Annotated in this window: 12 protein-coding genes; 8 read left to right on the plus strand and 4 right to left on the minus strand. The window is 60.8% G+C overall.

Annotated features, from left to right (window positions below; genetic code table 11):
* The first annotated feature begins 194 nt into the window (after positions 1-194).
* From peaA to peaD, 4 genes are all read left to right on the plus strand, one after another.
* Complete coding sequence (gene peaA, locus J4E42_RS20295; protein WP_192228861.1) at positions 195-1,775, plus strand: quinohemoprotein amine dehydrogenase subunit alpha; 1,581 nt, start codon at positions 195-197, stop codon at positions 1,773-1,775.
* Positions 1,776-1,855: 80 nt separating this feature from the next.
* Complete coding sequence (gene peaB / locus J4E42_RS20300) at positions 1,856-3,286, plus strand: quinohemoprotein amine dehydrogenase maturation protein (RefSeq protein ID WP_008027964.1); 1,431 nt, start codon at positions 1,856-1,858, stop codon at positions 3,284-3,286.
* Position 3,287: 1 nt separating this feature from the next.
* Positions 3,288-3,611, plus strand: coding sequence for a quinohemoprotein amine dehydrogenase subunit gamma (gene qhpC / locus J4E42_RS20305; protein ID WP_207286011.1), 324 nt, complete (start codon positions 3,288-3,290; stop codon positions 3,609-3,611).
* Positions 3,612-3,636: 25 nt separating this feature from the next.
* Positions 3,637-4,755 carry a quinohemoprotein amine dehydrogenase subunit beta gene (peaD, locus tag J4E42_RS20310; protein ID WP_207286012.1) on the plus strand — a complete coding sequence of 373 codons (1,119 nt, stop codon included), beginning with the start codon at positions 3,637-3,639 and terminating at the stop codon, positions 4,753-4,755.
* A 139-nt stretch (positions 4,756-4,894) separates the two neighbouring features.
* Here the strand turns inward: peaD and J4E42_RS20315 are convergent, their stop codons facing one another.
* Both J4E42_RS20315 and J4E42_RS20320 read right to left on the minus strand, forming a co-directional pair.
* Complete coding sequence (locus tag J4E42_RS20315) at positions 4,895-5,296, minus strand: lysozyme inhibitor LprI family protein (protein WP_207286013.1); 402 nt, start codon at positions 5,294-5,296, stop codon at positions 4,895-4,897.
* Positions 5,297-5,344: 48 nt separating this feature from the next.
* Positions 5,345-6,268: an ADP-ribosylglycohydrolase family protein gene (locus J4E42_RS20320; protein WP_207286014.1), complete on the minus strand. Its 924-nt coding sequence runs from the start codon at positions 6,266-6,268 to the stop codon at positions 5,345-5,347.
* Between the two features lie 198 nt (positions 6,269-6,466).
* Here J4E42_RS20320 and J4E42_RS20325 point away from each other — a divergent pair, with 198 nt between their 5' ends.
* Positions 6,467-6,955: an SRPBCC family protein gene (locus tag J4E42_RS20325; protein ID WP_207286015.1), complete on the plus strand. Its 489-nt coding sequence runs from the start codon at positions 6,467-6,469 to the stop codon at positions 6,953-6,955.
* Positions 6,956-7,394: 439 nt separating this feature from the next.
* On the opposite strand, the gene inhA is transcribed toward J4E42_RS20325, so the two are convergent.
* On the minus strand, positions 7,395-8,078 hold the full coding sequence (gene inhA / locus J4E42_RS20330; RefSeq protein WP_207286016.1) for an isonitrile hydratase: 684 nt from the start codon (positions 8,076-8,078) through the stop codon (positions 7,395-7,397).
* A 90-nt stretch (positions 8,079-8,168) separates the two neighbouring features.
* Between inhA and J4E42_RS20335 the strand changes: the two genes are divergently transcribed.
* Positions 8,169-9,161, plus strand: coding sequence for a GlxA family transcriptional regulator (locus J4E42_RS20335; protein WP_008039949.1), 993 nt, complete (start codon positions 8,169-8,171; stop codon positions 9,159-9,161).
* Here J4E42_RS20335 and J4E42_RS20340 read toward each other — a convergent pair.
* The gene (locus tag J4E42_RS20340) at positions 9,137-9,526 is read right to left on the minus strand and encodes a hypothetical protein (protein ID WP_207286017.1); all 390 of its coding nucleotides are present in this window, start codon (positions 9,524-9,526) and stop codon (positions 9,137-9,139) included. The two genes, J4E42_RS20335 and J4E42_RS20340, sit on opposite strands and share 25 nt — an antisense overlap.
* A gap of 335 nt (positions 9,527-9,861) precedes the next feature.
* Between J4E42_RS20340 and J4E42_RS20345 the strand changes: the two genes are divergently transcribed.
* On the plus strand, positions 9,862-11,034 hold the full coding sequence (locus J4E42_RS20345) for an MFS transporter (protein WP_008032303.1): 1,173 nt from the start codon (positions 9,862-9,864) through the stop codon (positions 11,032-11,034).
* 170 nt (positions 11,035-11,204) lie between these two features.
* Positions 11,205-11,939: a thioesterase II family protein gene (locus J4E42_RS20350; protein WP_008032305.1), complete on the plus strand. Its 735-nt coding sequence runs from the start codon at positions 11,205-11,207 to the stop codon at positions 11,937-11,939.
* Positions 11,940-11,945: the final 6 nt, after the last annotated feature.

An 11,945-nucleotide genomic window follows, 5' to 3' on the forward strand; every position in this document is an offset into this window, starting at 1 on the left:
GATCAAGCATGGCCAATCGCATTCAACTTCACGCAAACGCTTGATAAAAAAGGTAATCGGCAAGCTGGCACGCTCCGTGTATTGCTCATCGCAGACGTTTCTCTTGCCTCCGTCTGCGGTGCGCCGCCGGCGGCAGAAACCATAAAAACGATAAGCCACAAAAATAAGAAAGCACCGTGCGAGGTTCGACGTTGATGAAGAGAAAACTCCGATCAGGCCTGAGCGTCAGTCTGCTGGCCGTGGCCGCGTGTGTGGCGCTGCATTCGCCTGACAGCCTGGCAGCCCGCGACGCCCAGACCATCCTCAAGGAAACCTGTCAGGGCTGTCACACCCCTGAAGCCGAAAACACCCTGAGCCGCATCAGCCACCAGCGCAAAACCCCGGAAGGCTGGCTGATGAGCATCGCCCGGATGCAGACCATGCACGGTTTGCAGATCAGCGATGACGACCGCCGTACCCTGGTCAAATACCTGGCCGACACCCAGGGCCTGGCGCCGAGCGAGACGGACGGCGTGCGTTACGCGCTGGAGCGTCGACTCAATACCGTCGAGAAGTTCGACGACCAGACCAGCCAGATGTGCGGTCGCTGCCACTCCGGTGCGCGGGTCGCCTTGCAACGGCGTCCGGCCCAGGAATGGGAGCGTCTGGTGAATTTCCACCTCGGCCAATGGCCGTCCCTCGAATACCAGGCGTTGGCCCGCGACCGCGACTGGTTCGACATTGCCCGCAAAGACATGGTGCCGCTGTTGGCCAAGCGTTATCCGCTGGACAACCCGGCCTGGAAAAAATGGCTGAGCGCAGCACCCAAAGCCGAAGCGTTTGCCGGTGACTGGAGCTTCAGCGGCCACTTGCCGGGCAAAGGTGAACTGGCCGGGGTGATGAGCGTGACCGCCGCTGGCGACGACACCTTCAAGGTCAGCGTCAAAGGCCAATACGCCGACGGTACGCCGTTCAATGGCGACGGCAGCGCGATTCTCTACACCGGCTACGAATGGCGCGGCAACGTGACCATCGACGGCGTGACCATGCGCCAGGTGTTCGCCGCCCAGGGCAATGCGATGCAAGGCCGGATGTTCGAGGCCGAGCACGATGAACGGGGTCTGGACTTCGTCGCGGCCAAGCAGGGCAGCAGTCGTTTGCTCGCCGTGCAGCCGGGTTACCTGAAGGCCGGCAGCGTGTCAGAAGTGACCCTGGTCGGCAGCGGTCTCAGCGGTAAGCCGAACTTCGGCAAAGGCGTGGAAGTGGTCGAAGTGCTGGAGCAAAGTCCGCAGCGTATGCGCGTCAAGCTCAAGGCAGCCGCCAATGCCCAGCCGGGGCTGCGCAACGTCACCGTCGGCACGCTGAAAGGCCCGACCCTGTCGGTCTACAGCAAAATCGCCGAAGTCAAAGTCGTGCCCGAGTTCTCGGTGGCGCGGATCGGCGAGGGCGGTGGTTCGACGCCGAAAGTCCAGGGCCGTTTTGACGCCGAAGCCTGGGGCAAGGGCGCTGACGGCAAACCGTATCGCATCGGCGTGTTCCCGGCGCAATGGAAAGTCGAAGCCTTCGACGACCGCGCCAAGGAAGACGAAGACGTCAAGTTCGCCGGCACCATGCAGGCTGACAGCGGCGTGTTCACACCGGGCGATGCCGGGCCGAACCCGCAACGCAAAATGTCCACCAACAATGCCGGCAACCTCAAGGTGATCGCCGCCGTCGACGACGCGGGGAAATCCCTGACCGGCGAGGGCCACATGATCGTCACCGTGCAACGCTGGAACAATCCACCCATTCCATGAGTTGGCTGACCGTTAACCGTTTCAGACACTTTTTGGAATGACCGCAGGCCTCGTGAAGGAGGTCTGCACAGGAGGTTGCAATGGGCGCTATTTTGAATCTGGTCGAGCGGAATCTGCACGAAGTGCACGTCGATGCCGACCGCATGCTGTTCCACATTCCCAGCAGTTCGCTGTTCGCCAGCGATGAGCTGACGGGCACCATCATCGACACCTTGCGCGGTCCAGGCTGTTCGTCGGACGACCTGATCCAGCGCCTGGCCGCACGTTTCAACGGCGAAGAAATCACCGAGACCCTGCGCGAGCTGATCTCGCTGGAACTGGTCAGCGACGGTTCGCCGTTGACCCCGGACATTGGCACCAAACGGGTCGAGCGCACCGCGATCAATACCGTGGTGCTCAACGTCAACACCGGCTGCAACCTGAGCTGCACCTACTGCTACAAGGAAGACCTCGACAAGCCGTCGGCGGGCAAGAAAATGGACGTTGAAACGGCCATCGCTTCAGTGGAAATGCTGCTGCGCGAATCCCCGGACGAAGAGCGCTTCACCGTGGTGTTCTTCGGCGGCGAACCGTTGAGCAATCGCAAGCTGATCGAGTACATGGTCGATTACTGTGAGAAGCGTTTTCGCGAAGCCGGCAAGTTCGTCGAGTTCGTGATGACCACCAACGCCACGCTGCTCACCGAAGAAACCGTGGACTACCTCAACGCCCACCGTTTCGGGCTCTCCGTCAGTATCGACGGGCCGAAAACCGTGCACGACCGCAACCGCATCACCGTGGGCGGGCAGGGCACGTACGACGTGGTGCGGCGCAAGGCCGAGATGCTGCTGTCGCGCTACAACAGTCGTCCGGTGGGCGCGCGAGTGACGTTGACCACCGGCGTTACCGACGTCGAAACCATCTGGGATCACTTGTTCAACGAGCTGGGGTTTGCCGAAGTCGGCTTTGCTCCGGTGACTTCCGGCGACATCAGCAGCTTCAACCTCACCAGTGATGAACTGGTGCAGGTGTTCGCCAACATGAAGGCGCTCGGTCGGCGTTATCTGGAAGCGGCGCTGGAGCACCGCAACATCGGCTTCTCCAACCTTCACCAGTTGATCACAGACATCCACGAAGGCCACAAAAAAGCCCTGCCGTGCGGCGCGGGCCTGAAGATGCTGGCGGTGGATCACAAGGGCGAACTGAACCTGTGCCACCGTTTCACCGGCTCGTCCTTGCCGACCTTCGGCAACGTGCACAGCGGGGTGAAACAGGTGGAGTTGAACGACTTCCTGTCCCAGCGTCTCGACCGTACCAACACCGGCTGCGAAGACTGCCAGATCCGCAACCTCTGCTCCGGCGGCTGCTACCACGAGAGTTACGCCCGTTATGGCGACCCGACCCACCCGACCTATCACTACTGCGAACTGATGCGTGACTGGGTCGACTTCGGCATCGAGGTCTACACCCGGATCATGGCCAACAACCCTGCGTTTATCAGCAGCTACATCACTCCGCGCAAGGCTCACTGATATGAAACATCTCAAGGCAATCAATAACAAAGCGTTGAAACTCGATGAAGCCGCGGCCGATAACCGCATCGAAGAAGTGGTGGCGATGAGCTCTGTCGCGGGCTGCGCCTCGACCACCGACCCGGGCTGGGAAATCGATGCGTTTGGCGGTGTGTCGTCGCTGTGCCAGCCGATGGAAGCCGACCTTTATGGCTGCTCCGACCCTTGCTGGTGGCCGGCCCAGGTGCCGGACATGATGAGCACCTACCCGGACTGGAACAAGGATGCCCAGGCGTCCAACGACAACTGGCGCAACCTTGGCACTGTCTTCCCTAAAGACAAGTGATCGGACAGACAAGAAGGATTCCAGCATGCCTAGCATCAAAGCCTGCGGCCTGGCCGCGTTTGCCGTCCTGAGTGCCTGTTCGTTCAACGTTCTGGCCGATGAAAACACCGCACTGCAAGACGGTCACGAGTACATGTTGACCACCAATTATCCGAACAACCTGCACGTCATCGACCTGGCGACGGACACCCTGTTCAAGACCTGCAAGATGCCCGACGCCTTTGGCCCCGGCACCGTGCAGCTGTCGCCGGATCGCAAGACCGCCTACGTGCTGAACAACCACTACGCGGACATCTACGGCGTCGAACTGGACAGCTGCAAACAGGTGTTCCACGCCAGCATCACCCAGAAGCCGGGGGAGAAAGCGAAGTCGATGTTCGCCTTCACCCTCAGTCATGACGGCAAGGAGCTGTTCACCGTTGCCAACCCGACGTTGATGCTCAATGACCGCTATGAAGTTCAGCAGCCACGACTGGATGTCTACGCCACCGACGCCGGCATGGATGCCAAACCCGTGCGCAGTTTCCCGGCGCCACGGCAGCTGACCATCATGCAGAGTGGCGACGACGGCACGCTGTATGTGGCCGGGGCGGACGTCTACAAGGTCGATGTGAAAACCGGAAAATTCGACGTGCTGATCCCCAGCCGTCACTGGAAACGGGCGAACTACAGCGCGCCGGACGTGCTTTATGTGTGGAACCAGCAGACCTATCGCCATGACTTCTCGCTGCTCTACACCGCGGCAAAGTTCAAGGACAAGAAGCAGGATCCGTTGACCGCCGAGTACCTGTACGGGCTGTTCAGCATCGACCTGAAAACCGGCAAGACCGAAACCACCGACTTCGGCCCGTTGACGGAAATCTACTTCAGCGGCATGCGCTCGCCGAAGGACCCGAACCTGATGTTCGGCGTGCTCAATCGCCTGGCGAAGTACGACATCAAGGAAAAGAAAATGCTCCAGGCGGCGACGCTGGATCATTCCTACTACTGCATTTCCTTCAACAAGGACGGCAGCAAGATTTACCTGGCGGGGACGTTTAACGATGTGGCGATTTTTGATGCCGACAGCCTGAAACAGGTGGGCAGCATCAAGTTGCCGGGTGGGGATATGGCGATTACCACGGCGCAGATATTTGTCCGGTAGTTGCGGCGTCTGATCTGACGCCATCGCCGGCAAGCCGGCTCCTACAGGGTTCAGCGGTGTTCACGCAATCGCGGTCACACTGAAAATCCCTGTAGGAGCCGGCTTGCCGGCGATGAGGCCAATGAATCCAATCGAGAACTTACTGCCCAGGCACCGGGCAACTCATGTCTCCCTCCTGGCACTTCAGATAATTCTTGAAGGTCTCCACCCGCGCCTTGGTTAACTCGGTGATGCAGTCACCGTAGATCAACGGATAAACACTCCCGCCCTCAACCCCGGACGCCGAAAACCTGCACTCGGCATCCCGGAACCCGATCCACGCCCGTTGCGCGCCAATCAACTGCTTCTTGCTCTCGGGGCTGTCCTTCAAACGCGCGGTGATCTGCTGGTAAAGCGCATTCAACTCCTTGTCCGCCGCCTTGTTCTGCTGCGCCGCGCATTGATTCATCGTGGCCTGGTCGGTGGCGTTGTCGCAATCGACGGCATGGGCAACGGTGGTGAACAGCAACGGCGTCAGCGCCAGGAGCACGCGTGGGTTCATGGGAAACTCGCTGTGACAGGAAAAGAAGAGGTGCAGTGTAGCGAAGCCTCATTCACTTGCGGTGTCAGCGCCGGAAGCCTTGAGCAATTGATCCGCGCAAGCCTCGATGTCTTCGCGCAGGTATAACTTCGCCAGCCAACGTTCGGGAATGGCCTGGACACCGTAGAAAGCGCCGGCCAACTGACCAACGATGGCGGCGGTGGTATCGGCGTCATCGCCCAGGTTGGCGGCCGTCAGGATGGCGGCTTCGAAGCTGTCGGTGTGATGAAAACACCACAGCGCGGCTTCCAGCGAGGCGACGCAGTAACCGCTGCCACGGATAGCGCTTTCAGGTTTGTCGAAATAATCGCCGCGTGCGATGGCGGCGACTTTTGGCTCCAGGAAGGTCGTGGCCGGCAAGCGGAGTAAATCCGCTTTGGCCGCGCCCTGTAACGCGTGACCTATCAGCTCGGCGAGCAATTGGCAGCACTCAACGGCTTCAGGCGCGGCGTGGGTCGTGCGGGAACTGTTTGCGGAAAACGCCCTGATCCGGTCGCGGTCGGGGAAGTAATTCAGAACCACCGGCACCAGCCGCATCAACGAGCCATTTCCCGCCGTGTAGGGATCGGTTGAACCCGCGAAGGGTTCGCCGGTTTGCTGATACCGGGCCAAAGCCTCGCTCACGGTCATGCCGATGTCGAAGCATTCCCCGGTCGAACTCATGTAACCCCGTTGCCACCAATTGAGGTAGCGGCCCATCTGGTCGGCGGCATCGAAGCCGTTTTTGCTCAGCAGGCTTTCGGCCAGGCACAACGCCATTGAGGTGTCATCGGTCCATTGCCCGGGTTTCAGGTTGAATGGGCCGCCGCCCACCATGTCGGTCAGGGGCCTGAACGAGCCGCGTGGCTGAAACTCGACCGTGGTGCCGACGGCATCACCGCAGGCCAGGCCCAGCAGGGCGCCGCGATAACGTTCCATGAGTGAGGGCTGCATGAATCTTCCTTGTCCGGTCAATGTCGTCCCTGCAAACGGTAGCAGCTCCCGCCTGATGACTCTTGTTCGCAGCGCCGAACTTTGGCCCGGATGTGCGGCCGAATATTTCAGGCAGGTTGATTGAGAGGCCCGATTGGTACAACTTTAGGGTTGGACTTGTGGTCACACAGGCCTACTGTTCAGTACAGGAGGTGACTTATGAACCCAGCATCAGATCGCATCGAAAGGAAGATCCTGCTTAAAGCCCCGCGCTCGCAGGTCTGGCGTGTGCTGGCCCATGCCGAAGCGTTCGGGCAATGGTTTGGCGTGGCATTGGAAGGCAAGCGTTTTGTCGCCGGTGAGTGGACTCAGGGGCAGGTCACGTACCCCGGTTATGAGCACGTTTTGTGGAATGTGCTGGTGGAGCGGGTCGAGCCGGAGCGAGTGTTTTCGTTTCGCTGGCACCCCTACGCGGTGCGCGCGGATGTCGACTATTCCCAGGAACCCACCACGCTGGTGAAGTTCGAGCTGGAGGACCACCCTGAAGGTACGTTGCTCAAGGTGTTCGAGTCCGGTTTCGATCACATCCCCCAGACACGCCGCGAAAAGGCTTTCCGCATGGACAGCCGGGGCTGGGAGGAACAGATGAACAACATTGAACAGTTTTTGGCTGAAACCGCCAAAGCCCGGGTGAGACAGGAAGAATGATCACCATGGCGCAGACCCTACCCGTCGTAGCTCCGCTGCAGGCCGCGAAACTCGCGGCTTGAGCGCTCGATACCTGAGGCGTCTAAGGGTTTTCGGAAGGGCTGGTATAGCGAATGTCTTACACGCGATGGTAGCTATGTCTTCTATTGCACATTGGATCCGATGCGTAATCTAGCCACATCAACTGAAGCACAGGAAGCGCTTCAGGATCACGGATGATCGACCATCAGCAAGGATTCGCTACCGACAGGGAGTCGACAATGGTCTTGGGAAAAACCCGCCTCTGGCGGGTTTTTTTTCGCCCGTAGAAAAGTGATTCAACCATCACACACACATCAACTGTAGGAGCCGGCTTGCTGGCGATGGCGTGTGTTCAGGCGATAAATCTGTTGACTGACCCACCGCCATCGCCAGCAAGCCGGCTCCTACAGTTGATTACCTACAAGCCGAGATTTGCTGCGGCCCGTTCAGTGATCAGCGTCCGCTGCTGCAACGATGGCGCCGTACGCCGATGAGCCTCTGCCAAAACACTCTGAGGCGCTGATTCCGGGCTGCCAGATTCAAACGGTGGCGCCGGCGCGTACTCCAGCTGCAATTGCACCAATTGCGCCGTGTCCTTATCGAACAATTCAGCCGCCAGGGTCAGGGCAAAGTCGATCCCGGCGGTGATCCCGCCACCGGTCAGCAGATTGCCATCGCGCACCACCCGATCCTTCACCGGGATTGCACCCAACGGTCCAAGCAACTCGTGATACGCCCAGTGAGTCGTGGCGCGCTTACCCTTGAGCAAACCTGCCGCGCCGAGTACCAGCGCGCCGGTGCACACCGAAGTGACATACCGCGCATTGGCCGCCTGCGCCTTGATGAACGCCAACGTCTGCTCATCCTCCATCAACGGCCCGACACCGCTGCCGCCGGGAACGCAGATCACATCCAGCGCCGGGCAATCGTCGAAGGTGACAGTGGGCTTCAGCACCAGGCCGGTGCTCGCGGTGACAGGCATCAGGTCTTTCCAGATCAAATGCACCTTCACGTCCGGCAGCGAGGCGAGTACGTCGTAAGGGCCGGTCAGGTCCAGTTGCTGAACCTGCGGGAACAACAGAAAACCGATCTGCAACGTCATGGTGTTTTTCTCGTGAAGTGAGTGGACGGCTTCACTGTAGGCTCGTAGGATTTGGCGTATACGCCAATTACCCCACGAATTACGCCAAGCATGCCCAAGACTATCCATGTGCTCGCCTTCACCAACGTGCAACTGCTCGACGTCACCGGGCCGCTGCAGGTATTCGCCTCGGCCAATGACATTGCCCGCCAGAAAGGCTTGCCGCCGCCTTACGCGCCGACGGTGATTGCCAGCGGCGGCGGGGCGGTGACGTCGTCGGCGGGCTTGGCGCTGGTGACGGAACCGTTGCCCGGGCAGGGCAGCGACACCCTGATCATTGCCGGCGGCTGGGGCGTTTATGCGGCGGCTGAGGATGAGGCGCTGGTGGCTTGGGTGCGTGAGCATGCGGCGGGGTGTCGGCGGGTGTCATCGGTGTGCACCGGGGCATTTTTGCTGGCGGCCAGCGGTTGGCTCGATGGCCGGCGGGTGGTCACTCACTGGACCCGTTGCGAGCAGTTGGCGCAAAAACACCCGCGCTTGCGTGTCGAACCCAATCCGATCTTCATCAATGACGGCCCGGTCTGGACCTCGGCCGGGGTCACTGCCGGTATCGACCTCGCGCTGGCCATGGTCGAAGAGGACCTCGGTCGCACCATGGCGCTGGAAGTGGCGCAGCAGTTGGTGGTGTTTTTGAAGCGTCCGGGCGGTCAATCACAATTCAGCGTGACCCTGTCGTTGCAAAAGGAAGGCAACCGTTTCGACGATCTTCACGCCTGGATCAGCGAAAACCTCACCATGGACCTGGGCGTTCCGACCCTCGCCTTGCAGGCTGGCATGAGCGAACGCAGCTTCGTCCGTCACTACCGCGCCGACACCGGCCAGACGCCCGCGCGGGCCATCGAACTGATTCGGGTCGAAACGGCGCGGCGGTTACTCAGCGATACCGGCGTGCCGATCAAACGGGTCGCGGTGCAGTGCGGGTTTGGCAGCGAAGAGACGTTGCGGCGCAGCTTCCTGCGGGCGATGGGCGTGACGCCGCAAGCCTATCGCGAGCGGTTTTCAGTGAGTTCCGAGGCAGATCAGACCTCCGTTTCCATGACCTGATTGAAGTACTTCGCCCGATCCGGCGTAAACGTCACCACCATCCCGGTTCGCGAGCAGGTCAATGCCCGTTCTTCAGCCAGGTCAACGTCCAGGTCTTCCCCGCGCAAACCTTGCCACTGGGCGAGGTATTTGAGGGATCCGTACTTTTCGAGTTTCTTCAGGCTGCGGCTGACGCCCCCTTTCCAGCCCAGCACCGGCAGTTCACTGGCCAGGCATTGTCGGGCCATTTCGGGAAAGCGGGCGGCGCGTTGGCGGCCGATTTCCCAGCATTTGATCAGGCCTTTGTCGGGGCCTTCCCACAGTTCATCGCGGTTCAGGCCGGATCGGAGTGGGGTGTCGATGCTGCGGTAGATGCGCTGGCTCATTCAGGTTCCTTGAATTCGGGTTTTGTTGGACAGCTCCGCTGTACCCGTTGAGGAGGGATGTTAGGTGGGGATGTAATGATCGGCAACAAACGATTTTTCGGGGGCGGTGCGGTTTTGTTTGGTGCTTGTAGGTGTTTGGCCTACGGGGCCTGGGTGTTTAAGCAGGTGGACCGCGTTAACGTTCGATCGCCGGCAAGCCGGCTCCTACAATTGATCGCGGTCCACTGTAGGAGCCGGCTTGCCGGCGATGGGGCCTTCACATTCAACCAACAATTACCCGCTTTCCCCTCAACCAGCCTTATGGCAACTTGCAGGCCCTTGTCGAGAGCCGAGCCATGGCCAACCCCTACCGCGAACTGTTCAAAGCCCCGGGCAGCCGAGCCTTTGTGCTGGCCGGGATGATCGCGCGCATGCCGATTTCCATGACCGGCATCGGCCTGATCACCATGCTCTCGCAATTGCAGGGCGGCTACGGATTGGCCGGTGCGGTGGCAGCGACGTTTGCCTTGGCCACGGCGTTTTGCGCGCCGCAGGTTTCGCGGCTGGTGGACCGTTTCGGGCAGCGTCGGATTTTGCCGGTGTCGGCACTGATCGGTGGCGGCGCGTTGTTGCTGGTGTTGTTGTGCACGCGTTTGCAGGCGCCGCAATGGACGCTGTTTGTGTTCGCCGCGCTGGCCGGTTGCATGCCGAGCATGTCGGCGATGGTGCGGGCGCGCTGGACCGAGGTCTATCGCGGCCAGCCGCAATTGCAAACCGCGTACGCCCTGGAATCTGTGCTCGACGAAGTCTGTTTTATTGTCGGGCCGCCGCTGTCGGTGGGCTTGTGCGTGGTGGTGTTCCCCGAAGCGGGGCCATTGGCGGCACTGTTGATGCTGGCGATTGGCGTCACGGCGTTCGTTCTGCAACGGGACACCGAACCGGCGATACATCCCCATGAAGAACACCATCAGGGCTCGATCATTCGTTCCAGCGAAATTCAGTTGCTGATGCTGTTGATGGTCGCCATGGGCACCATTGTCGGCGTGGTGGATGTGGTCAGCGTGGCCTTCGCCCAGCATCAAGGGCAACCGGCGGCGGCGAGCATTGTGTTGTCGGTGTATGCCATCGGTTCATGCCTGGCCGGTTTGGCGTTCGGCGCGTTGCGCTCGAAAGTGCCGCTGCCGCGACTGTTTCTGTACGGCGGGGTGGCGACGGCGGTGACCACGTTGCCGTTGCTGCTGGCGACCAATATTGTCGGGTTGGCGCTGGCCGTGTTCGTCGCGGGTCTGTCTTTTGCGCCGACGCTGATTGTCGCCATGGCGTTGGTGGAACGCATCGTGCCGCCGGCCAAACTCACCGAAGGCCTGACCTGGCTGGTGACGGGGATGAGCATCGGCGTGGCGATTGGCGCGGCCAGCTCGGGTTGGCTGGTGGATGCGTTTGGCGCGCGCAGCGGGTTTTGGGTGGCGATTGCGGCGGGGGCGGTGGTGCTTGGTTCCGCGGTCCCAACCTATCGCCATTTGAAATGATGTTTTACCTGTGTAGGAGCCGGCTTGCTGGCGATAGCGGTGTGTCAGTCACATCAATGTCGATTGATACGCCGCCATCGCCAGCAAGCCGGCTCCTACAGGGGGCTCTGTACTAATTCCCGGCGGACCTCATCCGTTCTCTTTACAGACAACTTTTCGAGGTAAGCCCGGTGACCCAGCTGACATTGCTGTGCCTGCCCTATTCAGGCGCGAGCGCCATGGTTTACAGCCGCTGGCGGCGCAAGCTGCCGGAGTGGCTCAAGCTGCAGCCGGTGGAACTGCCGGGCCGTGGCGCGCGGTTCGGCGAACCGTTGCACACCGACATGCGGCGCCTGGCGCTGCAACTCGCCCAGGAACAGAAAGCCACGCTCAAGGCGCCGTACGCGCTGTTCGGCCACAGTCTCGGTGCGTTGCTGGCCTGTGAAATGGCCCATGCCTTGCGCTCGCTGGGTTGCCCGGAACCGGTGGCGCTGTTCGCCTCGGGCACCGCTGCACCGACGATGCGGGCTGATTACGATCAGGGTTTCGCCGATCCGAAAACCGATGCCGAGCTGATCGAGCAACTGCGCACCCTCAATGGCACCAGCGAAGAAGTGCTGGCCAATGAAGAACTGATGAGCCTGACACTGCCGATCCTGCGCGCAGACTTCCTGCTGTGCGGCCGTTTCGAGCCGATCCAGCGTCCGCTGCTGAAATGCCCGGTGCACGTGCTCGGCGGCAAAGAGGATCGCGCAACCACCGAACAGTTGATCGGCTGGAGCAAGGAGACCCACGGCAGTTTTTCCGTGGACATGCTGGCCGGCGGTCACTTCTTCATCCATGAGCACGAAGCCAAGGTGCTGCGCGTGATCAAGGACCAGCTCGACGTCCACCATCGCCGGCACGCCATGGCCGCCACTGCCTAATACAAT

It is taken from the genome of Pseudomonas sp. FW300-N2A2 (assembly GCF_017351735.1).
In the GTDB taxonomy this organism is placed as follows: domain Bacteria; phylum Pseudomonadota; class Gammaproteobacteria; order Pseudomonadales; family Pseudomonadaceae; genus Aquipseudomonas; species Aquipseudomonas migulae.